This window comes from Pseudonocardia cypriaca (assembly GCF_006717045.1).
In the GTDB taxonomy this organism is placed as follows: domain Bacteria; phylum Actinomycetota; class Actinomycetes; order Mycobacteriales; family Pseudonocardiaceae; genus Pseudonocardia; species Pseudonocardia cypriaca.
Genome location: NZ_VFPH01000001.1, coordinates 1,416,086 through 1,432,978, shown reverse-complemented (window position 1 = coordinate 1,432,978; position 16,893 = coordinate 1,416,086). Strand labels below are relative to the sequence as shown.

The following is a 16,893-nucleotide window of genomic DNA, read 5'->3' as shown; positions in this document are numbered from 1 at the left end:
GTTGTCCAGGAGAACCTCTCCCACCGGGAGACCTCGCGCGCCGGCCCGTCCGGACGCGCGCACCACGGGAGGTCGGACTGGTCGGGGGCCGGTCCGGCCTCCCGACCATTTTGCGGTTAGCTTCTGCAGGTGCCCGGTTTCCACCACACCGACGTGCTTCCCCTCGGCCAAGACGACACCGAGTACCGGCTCCTCGACCTGCCTCCGGGCCGGGTCGTCGAGGCGGCGGGCCGCACCTTCCTCGAGATCGACCCCGCCACGATCACCGCGCTCGTGCGCGAGTCGGTGCACGACATCCAGCACATGCTGCGGCCGTCGCACCTCGCGCAGCTGCGGGCGATCATCGACGACCCCGAGGCATCGCCGAACGACCGCTTCGTCGCCACGGACCTGCTGCGCAACGCCTGCGTGTCGGCGGGCGGTGTGCTGCCGATGTGCCAGGACACCGGCACCGCGATCGTCGTGGCCAAGCGCACCGAGACCGTGCTCACCGGCGGCGACGACGAGCGCGCCATCTCCCGGGGCGTCTTCGAGGCTTACGACGAGCTGAACCTGCGCTACTCGCAGATGGCGCCCGTCTCGTTCTGGGATGAGAAGAACACCGGCACGAACCTGCCCGCCCAGGTGGAGCTGTACACCGCGCCGGGACAGGCGCCGAAGTACGAGCTCCTGGTGATGGCCAAGGGCGGGGGCTCGGCGAACAAGACCTTCCTCTACCAGGAGACGAAGGCGCTGCTGAACCCGAAGAAGCTCGCGGCGTTCCTCGACGAGAAGCTGCGCTCGCTCGGCACCGCCGCCTGCCCGCCGTACCACCTCGCGGTGGTCGTGGGTGGCATGTCGGCCGAGTACACGCTCAAGGTGGCCAAGCTCGCCTCCGCCCGCTACCTGGACACCCTGCCGACCGAGGGCTCGGAGCTGGGGCACGCGTTCCGCGACCACGACCTCGAGCAGCAGGTGCTGGAGCTGACCCGCGGGTTCGGCATCGGCGCGCAGTTCGGCGGCAAGTACTTCTGCCACGACGTGCGCGTGATCCGCCTCCCCCGCCACGGCGCCTCGCTGCCGGTCGGGATCGCCGTGTCCTGCTCCGCCGACCGCCAGGCCAAGGCCAAGATCACCCCGGAGGGGGTGTTCCTCGAGCAGCTGGAACGCGACCCGGCCCGGTTCCTGCCCGAGACCACGACCGAGGACCTGTCCGACGAGGTCGTGCGCGTCGATCTCAACCGGCCGATGGCCGAGATCCGCGCGCAGCTGTCGACCCTCCCGGTGAAGACGCGCGTGTCGCTCACCGGCCCGCTCGTCGTGGCCCGCGACATCGCCCACGCCAAGATCGCCGAGCGGCTCGATGCGGGCGAGCCGATGCCGCAGTACCTGCGCGACCACCCCGTCTACTACGCCGGGCCGGCCAAGACACCCGAGGGCTACGCCTCCGGCTCCTTCGGCCCGACCACCGCGGGACGCATGGACTCCTACGTCGAGCAGTTCCAGGCCGCGGGCGGCTCGCTCGTGATGCTGGCCAAGGGGAACCGGTCGAAGCAGGTGACCACCGCCTGCTCGGCGTACGGCGGGTTCTACCTCGGCTCGATCGGCGGTCCCGCCGCCCGGCTCGCCCAGGACTGCATCCGCAAGGTCGAGGTGCTCGAGTACCCCGAGCTCGGGATGGAAGCGGTCTGGCGCATCGAGGTGGAGGACTTCCCCGCCTTCGTGGTGGTGGACGACAAGGGCAACGACTTCTTCGCCGAGGTGAGCCGGCCGACGATGCAGGTCTCCTTCCGCCGGTAGGGCACGCGCTACGACAGCCGGCGGGGCCCGCTGTCCTGCCGGGTGGGCGGCGGGCCGAGGACGATGCGCGCGCCCGTGACGAACGCGCCCGCGGGCGAGGTGAGCACCGGGTCGAGCACGAGGGAACGCACCTCGGGCAGGTCCTCGGCGATCCGCCCCACCCGCAGCACCAGGTCCTCGAGCGCGGCCAGGTCGACCGGCTCGGTGCCGCGGTAGCCGGCCAGCAGCGGCGCCGCCCGCGGGGCGCGCACCAGCGAGGCCGCGTCCTGGTCGGACACCGGGACGACCCGGAACGCACGGTCGCCGAGCAGCTCGGTGGCCATCCCGGACAGCCCGAACGACAGCAACGACCCGAACGACGGGTCCTCGACGATCTCCAGCACGCAGGAGATCCCCTTCGGGGCCATCCGCTGCACGTAGACCTCGCTCTGCCCGGTGAGCCGGGCGAGGTCGGCGTGGGCGCGGCGGACACCGGACGGGTCGTCCAGGTCGAGCCGGACCCCCACCTGGTCGGTGCGGTGGCGCCAGCGGTCGCCGACCGCCTTGATCGCCACCGGGTAGCCCAGCTCCTCGGCCGCCGCGACCGCCGCCTCGGAGTCGGTCACCACGCGGAAGTCGGTGACCGGGATGCCGTAGCAGGCCAGCAGCTCCACACTCTCGGCGTCGCCGAGCCGGTGGGAGTGCTCGGCGCCGAGGCGGGCGACCACGGCCCGGGCCCGCTCCGTGTCGATCCCCGGCGGGCTGAGGAACTCCCCCACCGGGCGCGCCCGCCAGCTCGCGTAGCGGCTGACCCGCGCGAGCGCCGCCGCGGCCCGCTCCGGGCTGGGGTAGCTCGGCACCGATCCGGGCCCCGGCGAGCCGTCCTCCCCGGCCACCGACAGCTCCGCCGGCACGCCCTCGGCGGCGAGGAACACCGCGACCACCGGCTTGTCCGACCCCGCCACGGCCTCCCGCAGCGCCCGCGCGTACTCCGCACCGGGAATCGCGATGGGCGGGACGAACACGGCGATGAGGGCATCGGCCCCGCCTGCCTCTCCGCCCGTTGTTCCGTCCTCCTGGTCGTCCCGGATCGCGTGGGCGACCGCGGCGGCGAACTCCTCGGGCGGTGCCGCGGTGCCGACGTCGACCGGCGGGCCCGCGAGCTCCATCCCGCCGTCGAGCAGCGCGTCGGCGACCAGGACGCCCAGTGCGCTGGAGTTGCCCACCACCGCGACCCGCGGCCCGGCCGGGAGCGGCTGGTAGGCGAGCAGGAGGGCCGTGTCGAACAGCTGGGTGAGCGTCTCGACCCGGATCACGCCCGCCTGCTCGAACAGCGCCCGGACGCTGGCCTCGTCGATCTCCGCTGCGCTCGCCGCCAGCGCCGCCGTGGGGCCGGAGTGGCGCCCGCTCTTCACCGCGACGATCGGCTTGGTGCGCGCGAGCCGCCGCGCCAGCCGGGCGAACTTGCGCGGGTTGCCGAACGTCTCGAGGTAGAGCAGGACAACGTCGGTGTTCGGGTCGGTCTGCCAGTACTGCAGCAGGTCGTTGCCCGACAGGTCGGCCCGGTTGCCCGCCGAGACGAAGGTGGACAGGCCCAGCCCGCGTTCCTTCGCCGCGGCGAGGATCGCGATGCCCAGCGCACCGGACTGCGAGAAGAAGCCGACCCGGCCCGCACCGGGCAGGTCGGGGGCGAGGGTGGCGTTGAGCCGCACCGCCGGATCGTTGTTGACCACTCCGAGCGCGTTCGGCCCGATCACCCGCATGCCGTGCGCCCTGGCCTCGGCCACCAGGCGCCGCTCCGCGACGACACCGCTCCCACCCACGTCGGCGAACCCCGCGCTCACCACGACGAGCGTGGTGACGCCCTTCTCGAGGCAGGAGTCCATCACCTCGTCGATGCCCGCGGCGGGCACCGCCACCACGGCCAGGTCGACCTCGTCGGGGATGTCGGTGACCGACGCGTACGCCCGCACGCCTCGCACCGAGCGGGTGGCCGGGTTCACCGGGTAGACGGGCCCGGTGAAGTTGGCGCGCAGCAGGTTGGCCAGCACGGCGTGCCCGATCTTCGACGGGTCGGTGGACGCCCCGATCACGGCCACCGAAGTGGGGTGCAGCGCGTTGTGCACGCTGCGGGCCTCGGCCCGCTGCTCCCGGGAGTCGCGAACGGCGAGCGAGCGCTCCGTGGGGTCGATGTCGAACTCCAGGTGCAGCACGCCCTCGGCGAACTCCCGGCTCACCTGGTAGCCGGCGTCGCGGAAGACCCGGACCATCTGGTGGTTCTCCACCAGCACCTCGGCCTCGAACCGGCGCAGGCCGTTCTCCCGGGCGGCCGCCGCGAGGTGCTCCAGCAGGATCGAACCGAGGCCGCGACGCTGGTGGTCGTCGCGCGCGACGAACGCGACCTCGGCCGACTCGACCCGCCCGCCCGGCCCCGGCAGCCCCTCGTACCGCCCCACCGCGATGATCTCGTCGCCGAGCAGGCAGATGAGCGCCACCCGCGTGCGGTGGTCGACGTTGGTGAACCGCTCGAGGTCGCGCGGTGGGATCCGCGGGTACGGCCCGAAGTAGCGCAGGTAGCGGGTGCGCTCCGAGAGGCTCTGGTGGAACCGCAGCAGCGCGTCGGCGTCGCCGGGCAGGATCGGGCGCAGGTGCACTATGCCCCCGTCGGAGGCCACGACATCTGCCTCCCAGTGACGCGGGTACCCCGGGTCGGATTCCGGCACCGCCGTGTCGCTGCTCGTGGTCATGCCCGTCAGTCCCTCGGATCGTCGGGGTCGAGGCCGTGCAGCGGGAAGACCGCCCGCCTCGTGTCCAGCACGGCGGTGTCGACGCGGTCGGCGCCCTCCGTCCACGGGACGTACCCGGTATCGCCGCCGTCGGTCATCGAGATCGGCAGCTGCTGGCCGGTGAGGCTCGCCGCGTGGGCCACCCAGCCGGCTGGCAGCGGGCGGTCCGGCTCGACGTCGCGGTCGAGCACGGTGGCGATCAGGTGGGTCCAGGACCGGGGCACCACGCGGAAGAGCCCGTACCCGCCGCCGCCGACGGCGAGCCACTTGCCGCCCGCGGTGTGGACGGCGAGCTCACGCAGCGCGCGGTAGATGGTGCGGTGGCCGTCGACCGTGAGCCCGAGGTCGGCGAGCGGGTCCTCGACGTGGGTGTCGACGCCGCACTGCGTGACCAGGATCTGCGGCCGGAACTCCGCCAGCAGCGACGGCACCACCGCGTGGAAGGCGCGCAGCCAGCTCGAGTCGGGCGTGCCCGGCGGCAGCGGCACGTTGACCGCGCACCCCTCGGCGTCGCCCTCGCCGTACTCCCCCGGCCACCCGGTGCCCGGCCACAGCGTCATCGGGTGCTGGTGCAGCGAGATGGTGAGCACGCGGGGATCGGCGTAGAACGCGGCCTGCACGCCGTCGCCGTGGTGGACGTCGACGTCGATGTAGGCGACGCGGTCGAAGCCGTGGTCGAGCAGCCACGAGATGGCCACCGCACAGTCGTTGTACACGCAGAACCCCGACGCGCGGTCGCGCATCGCGTGGTGCAGCCCGCCCGCGATGTTGACCGCGCGGTCGGCGCGGCCCTCGGCGATCTCGCGCGCCGCGAGCAGCGACCCGCCGCAGACGAGCGCGCTGGCCTCGTGCATCCCGAGGAAGATCGGGTTGTCCTCGGTGCCCAGCCCGTGGCCCACCCCGAACGGGTGCTCGGGCGCCGACTTCACGGCCGTGAGGTACGACGGGACGTGCACCCGCTGCACCTCCTCGTCGGGGGCCTGCTCCGGCACCAGTGGCTCGACGCCCTCGAGCACGCCGAGCTCGGTGGCCAGCCGCATCGTGAGGTCCAGCCGGACCGGGTCGAGCGGGTGGTCGCCGCCGAGGTCGTAGGCCAGGAAGTCGGGGGTCCACACGACCGCGGCCCGCGTGCTCACGGCGCGGCCCCCGTGGCCACGGGCCGCTGCGGATCGGCGGACCAGTTCGACCACGAACCGACGTACAGCGGGACCGGTCGCTCCGGCGAGCGGAACCCGGCGTGCTCCGCGGCGAGCACGAGCGCAGCGGCGGTGGCGCCCGACCCGCAGTAGGCGCCGACCTCGCCCTCACCGGCCTCCGCCAGCCCGCCCAACCACTCGGCCAGCGCCGCGGGCGGGAGCCAGCGACCGTCGGACCCGAGGACGTCGGTGGCCGGCGCGTTGCGGGCGCCCGGGATGTGGCCGGCCTTCGGGTCGACCGGCTCGTGCTCACCCCGGTAGCGCTCCGGCGCGCGGGCGTCGAGCAGCACGCCGCTGCGGGCGAGCGCCGCCGCCTCGTCGGCGTCGAGCACCGGCATGCCGCCGGGCCGGACCGTGACGTCGCCCGGGGCGGGCCGGGACGGCTCGGCGGTGGTGGGCAGCCCCGCGTCGACCCAGCCCCGGAACCCGCCGTCGAGCACCGCGACCGTGCCAGGGGCGAACCCGGCCCACCGCAGCAGCCACCAGGCCCGGGCGGCCTGCACGCCCTGGGCGTCGTCGTGGGCGACGACCAACGAGTCGTCGCGCACCCCTGCCCTGCGGAGCGCGGCCTGCAGCCGCTCGACCGACGGCAGCGGGTGCCGGCCGGCCGGCCCCGGCGGGTCGGCCAGGTCGGTGTCCATGTCGACGAAGACGGCTCCGGGGATGTGCGCAGCGTCGTGGTCGGGCCGGGCAGGCGGACCGCCGAGCCGCCACCGCACGTCGAGCACCACCGGGCGCCGAGCGGGATCCGGATCGGCGAGGAGCTCGGCGAGCCGGGAGGGGGCGAGCAGCGGATCGATCGGTGCGAACACCCGGTCATCCTGCCCGGGATGGCGGGGCTGCTGCGAGCGGTTGCACCGATAGAATGGGCCTTGACGGAAGGGCTGGGGGCGTGAACGAGCTCATCGATACCACCGAGATGTACCTCCGCACTATCTACGAACTCGAGGAGGAGGGTGTCGTCCCGCTGCGCGCGCGCATCGCGGAACGACTCGCTCAGAGCGGCCCGACGGTGAGCCAGACCGTGGCCCGGATGGAACGGGACGGGCTGGTGGTGGTGGCGGGCGACCGGCACCTCGAGCTCACCGAGGCCGGCCGCTCGCGCGCGGTGGCCGTGATGCGCAAGCACCGGCTCGCGGAGCGGCTGCTCGTGGACGTGATCGGGCTCGAGTGGGAGTTCGTGCACGCCGAGGCCTGCCGCTGGGAGCACGTGATGAGCGAGGCGGTCGAGCGCAAGCTCGTGAAGCTGCTCGACAACCCCACCACCTCCCCCTACGGCAACCCGATCCCCGGCCTCGACGAGCTCGTGAACACGCCCGACCCCGCCACCGGCACGCGTTCCGCCTCCGCGCCACCGGTGCTGGAGGTCGGCCTGCAGCGGCTCGACGAGTTCGCCCGCCGCGGCGGCGGGCCGGTGGAGGTGCGCCGCATCGCCGAGCACGTGCAGGTGGACGCCGACCTCATGGCCGACCTGAAGACGGCCGGCATCGTGCCCGGGCAGGACGTGGACGTGGACGCCATCTCCCGCTTCGGTGACGCCGTGACGGTGGCGAGCAACGGTGCCTCGGCCTCGGTGGCGCCGCTCATCGCCCACGCGGTGCTCGTGCGGGCGCGCTGACGCGAGCCCTCCGGGGACAGCGGTGCGCGTCGTGAGACGGTGGGTCGCGACGTGCGACAGCCGTGGGACGCGCGCCGAACCCCGAGGAGGAGTCCTGTGAAGCTGCTCGTGACCGGTGGCGCCGGCTACGTCGGCAGCGTGTGCGCCGCCCACCTGGTGGACGCGGGCCACGACGTGACGGTGCTCGACGACCTGTCCACCGGGCACAAGGACGCCGTGCCGGACGGCGCGCGGTTCGTGGAGGCCGACCTGGCCGACGCGGCCGACGACGTGCTGGCCGAGGGGTTCGACGGCGTGCTGCACTTCGCGGCCAAGTCGCTCGTGGGGGAATCGGTGCAGCGCCCGGAGCTGTACTGGAACGGCAACGTGGTGACGAGCTTCCGGCTGCTCGAGGCCATGCGCCGGCACCGAACGCCCCGCCTGGTGTTCTCCTCCACCGCCGCGACCTACGGCGAGCCGGAGCAGGTGCCGATCCGCGAGGACGCTCCCACCAGGCCGACCAACCCGTACGGCGCGAGCAAGCTCGCCATCGACCACGCCATCCGCTCCTACGCGGTGGCGCACGGGCTGGCCGCGGTGAGCCTGCGGTACTTCAACGTGGCCGGGGCCCACGGCCGCTTCGGCGAGCGGCACGCGGTGGAGACCCACCTGATCCCGCTCGTGCTGCAGGTGGCCATGGGCAGCCGCGACGCCGTGCAGGTGTACGGCGAGGACTGGCCGACGCCGGACGGCACGTGCGTGCGCGACTACATCCACGTGGACGACCTCGCCGACGCCCACCTCCTGGCGCTCGACCACGCTGAGCCGGGGCGGCACGCGATCTACAACCTGGGCTCGGGCAGCGGCTTCTCGGTGCGCGAGGTGGTGGAGGCCTGCCGCGCCGTGACCGGGCACCCGATCCCCGCCGTGTCCGCCCCTCGCCGGGCAGGCGACCCCGCCGTGCTCATCGCCTCGAGCGCCGCCGCGCAGGCCGAGCTGGGCTGGCGGCCGCACCGCACGGACCTCGCCACGATCGTGGGCGACGCCTGGGAGTTCACCCGGAGCAGGACGGCCTGACCGGGCGTTCACCGCGAGTCCCGCGTGAGCACCTCGCGGATCGCGGACGGCCGGAGCCCGGCCATGGCGGCGCGGCGGACCAGCGCGGCGAACGCGTGACCCGGCCACGCCCCCTCCGCGCGGTCGAGCGCGACGTTGGCGAGCGCACCGTCGCCGCGCAGCAACGCCGACATCGCCAGCAGTGCTGCCGGCTCCGCGGCCTCCGGATCGGGGGTCTCCCGGGTCAGCGCGGCCCACAGCTGCTCGGCCGCCGCCGCGTGCGGCCCGGCACACCGCCGGAGGGCCGTGGCGCGCACCTCGTCGATCCCGAGGGCGGTGGCCAGGGCGAGGACGCGAGCGTCGGACAGCTCGAGGCGCCCGGCCGCGGCGTCGGCGAGCGCCGTGTGGAGGACGTCGATCCCGGCGGAGGCCTCGACGACGATCGGGCCGTCGTCGACCGGATCCCCGTCCGTCGCCCTGATCAACATCTCCTCGCGGCGGCGGATCCGCGCTGCGTCGGCGGGAGCGACGAACGCGGTGAGCTCGGCCCGATCGGCGAGCACCACCCTGCCCTCCGCCACCACCGCGGCGACGAACGCAGTGCCGCTGGGGTCCGGGACGAGCCCCGCGCAGCTGCACGGCTCGTAGCAGGCCCAGCGGGCGCCTCCGGCGGTGCGCTCGGCCCACACCATGGCCTGGAGCGGGACGTGCCGCGCCTCCAGTGCCGACGCCACGCGGCCGGCGAGCAGGAGGTGCGGGAGCACCTCGGGCGGATCGCCGGACTCGCTGACCACGAGGGCGACGGCTCCCGCCGGCTCGTCGAGGAGCACCCCGCTCACGGCGGAGGCCGCGATGAGCTCGGCGTGCTCGGCGTGGTCCGGATGCTCGGGTGGCGGCAGGTCGACCCGGAGCGTGAGGCCGAGCCTGCGGCCGGACCGGCCACCCGTGGCGATGAGCACGAGCGACTCGCGGGGGTGGAACCCGAGCATGGCCGGGACCGCGGCCACCAGCTCGCCCTGGTCGCGGACGCGGAGCACGGGGTGGCTGTCGACCGGGAGCTGTTCGGCGGGAGGCGTCATGCGGCGAGAATGCGTCGCGTTTCGGCGGGTGCGGGGGCGTTGCTCCGTTCGGCTGTGGGCAACTCGGAGCTGAACGGGCTGGATCGGCGCGAGGTGGACAACCTCCGTTCGCTCTCGCCGATCTTGTCGTCGACGACTGTTAACCTCCCGCGCTTGCCGCGGGGCGGCAGTACGGCAACGCTGTCCTCCTGCGGGGCGTGAACGGCCCGCCGACCGTGGGGAGGAGCGCCGCGTGTACGACTACGACCTGCTCGTGATCGGCTCGGGCCCGGGTGGCCAGAAGGCAGCGATCGCCGGTGCGAAGCTGGGCAAGCGAGTCTGCGTCGCGGAGCGCCGGAACATGATGGGCGGCGTCTGCGTCAACACCGGCACGATCCCGTCCAAGACGCTGCGGGAGGCGGTGCTGTACCTCACCGGCTTCGCGCAGCGCGACATGTACGGCGCGAGCTACCGCGTCAAGAGCGAGATCACCATCGCCGACCTGCTGGCACGCACGCAGCACGTGGTCGGCCGCGAGGTCGAGGTGATCCGCAACCAGCTGCTGCGCAACCACGTCGAGATCATCGGCGGCACCGCCCGGTTCGAGGACGAGCACACCGTCACCGTGCAGGGCGACGCCCGCGGCGACCGCAGCACGGTCACGGCCGAGAACATCGTGATCGCCACCGGCACGAAGCCCGCTCGTCCATCCGAGGTCGAGTTCGACGACGAGCACGTGCTCGACTCCGACGGCGTGCTCAAGCTGCAGCGGGTGCCCGGGTCGATGGTGGTCGTCGGCGCAGGCGTGATCGGGATCGAGTACGCGTCGATGTTCGCCGCGCTCGGCACCCGGGTCACGGTGGTCGAGAAGCGGCCGTCGATGCTGGACTTCTGCGATCCCGAGGTGGTCGAGTCGCTGAAGTTCCACCTGCGCGACCAGTCCGTCACGTTCCGGTTCGGCGAGGAGGTCTCGAAGGTCGAGGTGACGCCGCGGGGCACGCTCACCAGCCTGGCCAGCGGGAAGCGGATCGCGGCCGACATGGTGATGTACTCGGCTGGCCGCCAGGGCGTGACCGACGAGCTCGACCTCGAGAAGGCCGGGCTGGCCGCGGACCGGCGCGGCCGCATCACGGTGGACAAGGAGTACCGCACCGAGGTGCCGCACATCTTCGCCGTCGGCGACGTGATCGGCTTCCCCGCGCTCGCCGCCACCAGCATGGACCAGGGCCGGCTCGCGGCCTACCACGCGTTCGGCGAGCCGGCCCGCGAGCTGCAGGAGCTGCAGCCGATCGGCATCTACACCGTGCCGGAGATCTCCTTCTGCGGCCGCACCGAGGAGGAGCTGACGTCCGCGGCCGTGCCGTACGAGGTGGGGATGTCGCGCTACCGGGAGCTGGCGCGCGGCGCGATCGTCGGCGACTCCTACGGGATGCTCAAGCTGCTCGTCTCCACCGACGACCGCACCCTGCTGGGCGTGCACGTCTTCGGCACCGGCGCCACCGACCTCGTGCACATCGGCCAGGCGATCATGGGGTGCGGCGGCACCGTCGACTACCTCGTCGACACGGTGCTCAACTACCCGACGCTCTCCGAGGCGTACAAGGTGGCCGCCCTGGATGCGACCAACAAGATCCGCGCGCTGGATGTGTTCGGCAACGAGCCGGCGTGACCGCGGAGCTCAGTAGCCGATGGCGTGCTGGTCGAGCCACGGACGCGGGTTGATCTTGTTGCCGTTCGGCGTGATCACCTCGATGTGCAGGTGCGGTCCCGTGGAGTGACCACGGTTGCCCACCTCGGCGATCTGCTCGCCGGCCGCGACCCGCTGGCCCTCGCGGACCAGCGAGCGGTTGATGTGGCCGTACACGGTGACCGTGCCGTCGTCGTGGCGCACCCGGACCCACAGGCCGAAGCCGCTCGCGGGACCGGTCTCGATCACGGTGCCCGCCAGCGGGGCGCGGATCGGGGTGCCGATCGGGGCGGCGATGTCGAGGCCCTGGTGGGCGCGTCCCCAGCGGGATCCGAACCCGGACGTCACGCGTCCGGCGATCATCTGCAGGGCGCTGCCGGCCGAGGTGGCCGCAGCCTTTTCCGCAGCCTTCTTCGCGGCCTCCGCGGCCACGCGCGCGGCCTCCGCCGCCTTGGCCTCCTCGGCGGCACGAGCCGCCGCCTCGGCCTCGGCGGCCGCGCGCTGCATGTCGGCGGCCTTGACCACCGACGCCGCGTCCGCCACGGCGAACTCGGCCGGCAGATCGGCCGCCACCTCGGGAACCACCGGCGCGAACGCCACCGACGCCGCTTCGGTGACGTCCGGCGCCTCCGCGGGCTCCGCGGCGGATCCGCTGCCGAACAGCTCCTCGACGGCGACGCGCAACGCGGCGCCGTCGGCAGCGACGGGGAGGGTCTGGGCGAGAGCGTGCTGGGCCGTGGCCGCGATCGCTCCGCCTGCCACGACGGTGGCGACGAATCGTGCGGGCAGCGACGAGGTCAACTGCTGGACGGGTATCGACCGGTGCGCGCCACCGACCCCCGCTGCCGCCAGTGCGGCGGACAGCGGGGGCCCGAGGTGCGCGTGCCGGCCCTGGGGGGAGCGGTGCCGAGCCACGACCTTTCCTTCCGGATCTCTTGGCGACCCGGCCGGACGTCCCGCTCGGGGGTGCGGGGCGGACCGTCGGGGGGCGGTGCGGTCCGTGTCCGGTTTTCGTGACCGGGTCGTTATCGATCCACGAGCAACGTTAACGGCCGTCGAGCGTTCTACAACGCGTCGGGACGCGAGCTGAGGTCGTCGGCCGAGGTCGCGCGCCGAGCGGCTGGTCACCCCGACCAGCGGCATCGGGGCCCGTCGACCGCCCGCCGTTCACCGCATGGTCACGTCCTGTCCCCCGCCGACGACCGCTCAGCACGTCGTTGAGAGGACAACGACGCGCATCGGTACCGGCGAACGGGGCATCCTCGCCCGCCGATCACCGCAGCTGCTGCGACGGGCGGCGATCGCCGATGATCAGGAACGAGTGGAACCGCGCCCGTCAAGCGCGGCGAACCGATCTCCCAACCGATGTCCCCACCCCCACCGTCCGGGTACCGTTGAGCCGCCGGCGCGCGAGGGGAGCGAGGTGTTCCGCAGGTCAGACCGTGGAGGCGAACTCCCCGACGAGCGCGTCCTGGCCGCGCGCAACGCGGCCACCCAGGCCTTCCTCGCCCTGGACGACGAGCAGCGCGCCGTCGCCGACACCGTGCGCACGGCGGCCGAGCTGGGCACCGGCTCCCGCCTCGCGCAGGAGTGGAACGAGATCGCGGCGGCGGGCGACGCCGCCACCAGCGCGTACCTCACCGCAACCCAGGAGCACCCGCTCGACGGCACCCGCCCCGTCCGCGGCGCACGGGATGCCGACGAGAAGGCGCTGCGCGAGATCGAGCGGGCCCGGGAGGCGATCCGCCGGTTCCGGGCGACGCACGCGCGCACGCTCGACGAGGCCGAGTTCGCGCTGAAGAACCTGCCGCGCATCGTGCAGGAGGCGCGCACCACCCTCGTCGACGCACGCGCGGCCGTGCAGAACGCTGCCGCGTCGGGCGTGCGGTCGCGGCGGGCCGAGGAGCGGCTCGCCGAGGCCGAACGCGCCGCCACCGCGCTGGATGCGCCGGTGAGCGGGCTGCGGGAGCGCCGGGACGCCGCGCAGCGCACCCTCGAGCTCGCCCGCTCTGCTGCGGCGCTCGCCGCCGAGGCACCCCGCACCGCGCAGCAGGTGCGGTCCGCACTGGCCAGCATCGCCACCCGCCGGTCCGCCGCGGAGACCAAGGCGGGCCGCATCCCGCCGTCGCTCTCGGCACTGCGGCGGGAGTTCTCCGAGCCCTGCTCCCGCGACCTGACCAACGCCGAGGCCGCCGCGCGTGCCGCCATCGCCGACGCCGAGCGCGCGATCACCGGGGCCGGTCGCCTCGCCGACGCGGGCGACTGGGACGAGGCGGCCGACCAGGTCAGCGCCGCCCGCTCCGCGCTCGCTCGCGCCGAGGAGCGGCACGACGCGGTCGTCGACCGGCTCGCCGCGCTGCGCGACATCCGCGCCGACCCGGCCCGCTACGCCGCCGACGCCCGCTTCGTGGTGCGCGACGCACAACGCCTCGTGGTGGACCGCGGCCTCGTGCGGGAGTACGGCGCGATCCTCGACGCGCAGTCGGTGCGGCTGGAGAACGCCCAGCAGCGGCTGACCGGCGTGCACCCCGACTACTGGCTCTACCTCACCGAACTGCGCGGCATCCGCGAGCGGGTGCGCGAGCTGGTCGGGCGGGTGCGCCGCCATGGATGACGATCTCGACCTCCGCGCCGAGCGCAACCTCGCCGTGCACGCGAGCCACCTGCACCTCGACACCCCGGGGATGGCGGTGCACGACCCGGGCGACGTCCTGATCGCCGACAGCGGGTTGCCCGACGACACCTACAACATCGTGGCCATGGCGCGGTTCGAGCCTGCGGTGGCCGACCGGCGGATCGCCGACGTCGTCGCCCGTCTCGAGGCCACGAGGCGACCCTTCTCCTGGTGGGTCGGCCCTGCCTCGCGACCGGCCGACCTCTCCGCCCGGCTGTCTGCGGCGGGCCTGCCCGCGGTGGAGAGCGAGACCGCCATGCACGCGGACCTGACCCGGCTGCCCCCGGCGGCCGTCCCGGACGATCTGGAGGTCAGGCCCGTCACCACGGCGGCCCAGCTGGCCGACTACGCCACGGTCCTCGCCGCGAACTGGGACCCACCGGCGCCGACCGTGCTGCGGTTCGCGGAGCTCACGGCTCCGGCGGCCCTCGCCGCCGGCGGCAGGGTCCGCTACTTCGTCGGCTACCACGACGGGATGCCGGTCGCCTCCGCCGAGGTGTGCTACGGCGGAGGGGTCGCGGGCATCTACAACATCTCCACGCTGGCGGCCTGGCGGCGGCGGGGGTACGGAACCGCACTGACCCTGGCCCCCCTGCACGCCGCGCTGGCCGACGGCTACCGGTACGCGGTCCTCCAGGCCTCGGCCGACGGCGAACCGGTGTACCGGGCCATCGGGTTCCGCGCCACGGGCCGGTTCGTCGAGCACAAGGCCGGGTCGTGACAGAGCTCGGTGGTGGACCCGACCCGGCCGGGCGCGTCCGCCCGGCAGCGGCACCCCGCCTACGCAGATCCGCGTAGCTCGCATCCGGCGAGGTCCGCTGCGTTCACGGGGCCGCTAGCCTCGGCGATCATGATCGGTCGGAGCGGGCACGGTGCGCTGCCGACCGGTCGCGTCGCCGCCGTGGCGGCGGGGCTCGCGGTCGTGGTGCCGGCCGGGACCGCGCTCGTCGCCCGCCTCCAGCCGCAGGCGGTGTTCGACGTCCGCGGGGTCGCGGCGATCCTGGTCGCCGCGGTGGCGTGGAGCTGGCACGGGCGGGCGCCCGCGATCTCTGCTGCCGCCGTCGTCGCCACCGTGGTCGGCTACGTGCTCGCGGGCCAGCCCTACGGGCCGATCCTGTTCTTCGTCGTGCTCGCGAGCTTCGCACTCGCCCGGCGGCGCAAGGCCCGCGTGACCGTGCCCGTCTGCGTCGGGGCCGGCCTGGCGCTGGCCTTTGCGTTGTGGACCCGGCTCGACACGCAGCCCGCCCACCTGGTCTGGACGCTCCTGCTGGCGTGGCCGACCGGGTTCGTTGCGGTTCCCGCGCTGGCCGGGGCGCTGACGCGCACCCGGGCGGAGGCCATGGCGCGCGAGCGCGCCACGCTGATCGCGCGGGGCGCGGACGAGGAGCGGCTGCGGGTGGCACGCGAGGTGCACGACATCGCGGGGCACGGCTTCGCGGTGGTCGCGATGCAGGCGGGCGTGGCGCTCACCGTGTTCGACGAGCAGCCCGCGCAGGCCCGGGTGTCCCTCGAGGCGATCCGGACGGCCAGCGAGCACGCGCTGGCCGAGCTGCAGGCCACGCTCGACACGCTGCACGCGAGCGCGCCCACCGCCCGGGACGTCCCGGACCTCGTCGAACGGGTCCGGGTCGGTGGGCTGCCGGTGGCGCTCACCGTCACCGGTGACCCGGGAGGGCTCGGCGAGCGCGAGTCGGCAACCGTGTACCGGCTCGTGCAGGAGGCGCTCACCAACGTGCTGCGCCACGCCGGTCCGACGACGGCGGAGGTGGACGTCGACTACGGCGCGCACGAGGTGTGCGTCGCCGTCCGCGACCGGGGCACCGGCGGTGCGGCGCAGCCGGGGCGCGGCCTGCGCGGCCTGCGGCAGCGGGTCGAGGAGCTGCACGGCACGTTCACGGCGCGGGAGCGGCCGACCGGCGGCTACGAGGTCGCGGCGACCATCCCCTGCGGAGGCCGGCGATGATCAAGGTCGCGCTCGCCGACGACGACGAGCTCGTGCGGATGGGCCTGCGCGTCCTCGTCGACCGCGAGGACGATCTGGAGCTCGTCGGCGAGGCGGAGAACGGCGAGCGCGCGCTCGCGCTGGTGCGTTCGGCGCGCCCGGACGTGCTGCTGCTCGACCTGAAGATGCCCGGCCTGGACGGGATCGGCGTGCTGCGGGCCATCGCGGCCGACTCCCGGCTGTCCGGGACGCGGGTGATAGTCGTGACGACGTTCGAGATCGACCGCTACGTCGCGGAGGCCCTGCAGGCGGGGGCGAGCGGGTTCCTGCTGAAGAGCAACGTGCCCGCCGAGCTGGTGCGGGCGATCCGCGTGGTCGCCGCAGGTCAGGCACTGCTCTCGCCGTCGGTGACCCGCCGGGTGGTCGGGATGTTCGGGCGGCACCTCGCCGGGCCGACGCCACCGCGGGTCGCGTGGGACTCCCTCACCACGCGGGAACGCGAGATCGTCGCCTGGGTGGCCACCGGCCTGTCGAACGACGAGATCGCCCGTGAGCTCGTGCTGAGTCCCGACACCGTTCGCACCCACGTGAGCCGGGCGATGGTCAAGCTGGCCGCCCGCGATCGGGCCCAGCTCGTCGTCTTCGCGATCCGGCAAGGCCTCACCATCCCCGACGTCGCCGGATGAGAAGGGGTGGCGGCCCCCCGACCGCCACCCCTGTCCTCAGCGCGGGCGGGCGGGCACCGCCGGCTCGACCCGGCCGACGCGCGGCGGCTCGGGCGGACCGTCGGCGTCGCACGTCACCGGCGCCGGCGACCCCGGTTCGGCGGGCACGACCCGGATGACTCCCCCGTCGGGCAGGACGCGGCTGTGCCGATCACCCGGCTCGACCCGGTGGCGCCTCCCCTCCTCCACACGCGGACGGTCGGGCGGGGCGGGCACGGCCCTGAGCCGCTCCCGGTCCTCCTCGGTCGGCTCACGCGTCACGAGATCACCGTTCTCGCACCTCACGATCAAGGGGCCGCGCTCGTCGTCCGGCTCTCCCGCCGAGGCGGCGCCGGTCGTCAGGACCGACAGACCCGCTGCCACCAGCAGTGCCGCTGCGATGCTGCGTTTTCGCACCGTTCACCCTCCACTCGT

Annotated in this window: 14 protein-coding genes; 8 read left to right on the top strand and 6 right to left on the bottom strand. The window is 74.1% G+C overall.

Going from position 1 to position 16,893, the window contains the following annotated elements; all coding sequences use genetic code 11:
• Positions 1–129 precede the first annotated feature (129 nt).
• Positions 130–1,779, top strand: a complete 1,650-nt coding sequence (locus FB388_RS06690) for a fumarate hydratase (RefSeq protein WP_142098342.1) — start codon at positions 130–132, stop codon at positions 1,777–1,779.
• Between the two features lie 8 nt (positions 1,780–1,787).
• On the opposite strand, the gene FB388_RS06685 is transcribed toward FB388_RS06690, so the two are convergent.
• The 3 genes from FB388_RS06685 to FB388_RS06675 are packed head-to-tail and all read right to left on the bottom strand — an operon-like array spanning position 1,788 to position 6,540.
• Positions 1,788–4,505: a bifunctional acetate--CoA ligase family protein/GNAT family N-acetyltransferase gene (locus tag FB388_RS06685; RefSeq protein WP_142098339.1), complete on the bottom strand. Its 2,718-nt coding sequence runs from the start codon at positions 4,503–4,505 to the stop codon at positions 1,788–1,790.
• Between the two features lie 5 nt (positions 4,506–4,510).
• A complete protein-coding gene (locus FB388_RS06680) occupies positions 4,511–5,680 on the bottom strand; it encodes an acetoin utilization protein AcuC (RefSeq protein ID WP_142098336.1) in 1,170 nt (389 codons plus the stop codon).
• Positions 5,677–6,540, bottom strand: a complete 864-nt coding sequence (locus FB388_RS06675) for a sulfurtransferase (protein ID WP_142102668.1) — start codon at positions 6,538–6,540, stop codon at positions 5,677–5,679. Before FB388_RS06675 ends, FB388_RS06680 begins: the two co-directional genes overlap by 4 nt.
• A gap of 92 nt (positions 6,541–6,632) precedes the next feature.
• Here FB388_RS06675 and FB388_RS06670 point away from each other — a divergent pair, with 92 nt between their 5' ends.
• Together FB388_RS06670 and galE are read left to right on the top strand one after the other, a co-directional pair.
• Positions 6,633–7,358, top strand: a complete 726-nt coding sequence (locus FB388_RS06670) for an iron-dependent transcriptional repressor DtxR (RefSeq protein ID WP_170225503.1) — start codon at positions 6,633–6,635, stop codon at positions 7,356–7,358.
• 96 nt (positions 7,359–7,454) lie between these two features.
• On the top strand, positions 7,455–8,414 hold the full coding sequence (galE, locus tag FB388_RS06665) for a UDP-glucose 4-epimerase GalE (RefSeq protein ID WP_142098330.1): 960 nt from the start codon (positions 7,455–7,457) through the stop codon (positions 8,412–8,414).
• 8 nt (positions 8,415–8,422) lie between these two features.
• Here galE and FB388_RS06660 read toward each other — a convergent pair whose 3' ends face one another.
• On the bottom strand, positions 8,423–9,472 hold the full coding sequence (locus tag FB388_RS06660; protein WP_142098327.1) for a DUF4192 domain-containing protein: 1,050 nt from the start codon (positions 9,470–9,472) through the stop codon (positions 8,423–8,425).
• A 232-nt stretch (positions 9,473–9,704) separates the two neighbouring features.
• Between FB388_RS06660 and sthA the strand changes: the two genes are divergently transcribed.
• A complete protein-coding gene (sthA, locus tag FB388_RS06655) occupies positions 9,705–11,120 on the top strand; it encodes a Si-specific NAD(P)(+) transhydrogenase (RefSeq protein ID WP_142098325.1) in 1,416 nt (471 codons plus the stop codon).
• A gap of 9 nt (positions 11,121–11,129) precedes the next feature.
• On the opposite strand, the gene FB388_RS39815 is transcribed toward sthA, so the two are convergent.
• Complete coding sequence (locus tag FB388_RS39815; protein WP_246121680.1) at positions 11,130–12,053, bottom strand: M23 family metallopeptidase; 924 nt, start codon at positions 12,051–12,053, stop codon at positions 11,130–11,132.
• Between the two features lie 508 nt (positions 12,054–12,561).
• On the opposite strand from FB388_RS39815, the gene FB388_RS06645 reads away from it, so the two are divergent.
• From FB388_RS06645 to FB388_RS06630, 4 genes are all read left to right on the top strand, one after another.
• Positions 12,562–13,752 carry a hypothetical protein gene (locus FB388_RS06645; RefSeq protein WP_142098322.1) on the top strand — a complete coding sequence of 397 codons (1,191 nt, stop codon included), beginning with the start codon at positions 12,562–12,564 and terminating at the stop codon, positions 13,750–13,752.
• Positions 13,745–14,533 carry a GNAT family N-acetyltransferase gene (locus FB388_RS06640; protein WP_142098319.1) on the top strand — a complete coding sequence of 263 codons (789 nt, stop codon included), beginning with the start codon at positions 13,745–13,747 and terminating at the stop codon, positions 14,531–14,533. Before FB388_RS06645 ends, FB388_RS06640 begins: the two co-directional genes overlap by 8 nt.
• 129 nt (positions 14,534–14,662) lie before the next feature.
• Positions 14,663–15,775, top strand: a complete 1,113-nt coding sequence (locus FB388_RS06635) for a sensor histidine kinase (RefSeq protein ID WP_142098316.1) — start codon at positions 14,663–14,665, stop codon at positions 15,773–15,775.
• Positions 15,772–16,440, top strand: coding sequence for a response regulator (locus FB388_RS06630; RefSeq protein WP_142098313.1), 669 nt, complete (start codon positions 15,772–15,774; stop codon positions 16,438–16,440). The genes FB388_RS06635 and FB388_RS06630 overlap by 4 nt, the downstream gene beginning before the upstream one ends.
• A 36-nt stretch (positions 16,441–16,476) precedes the next feature.
• Here FB388_RS06630 and FB388_RS06625 read toward each other — a convergent pair whose 3' ends face one another.
• Complete coding sequence (locus FB388_RS06625) at positions 16,477–16,875, bottom strand: hypothetical protein (RefSeq protein ID WP_142098311.1); 399 nt, start codon at positions 16,873–16,875, stop codon at positions 16,477–16,479.
• Positions 16,876–16,893: the final 18 nt, after the last annotated feature.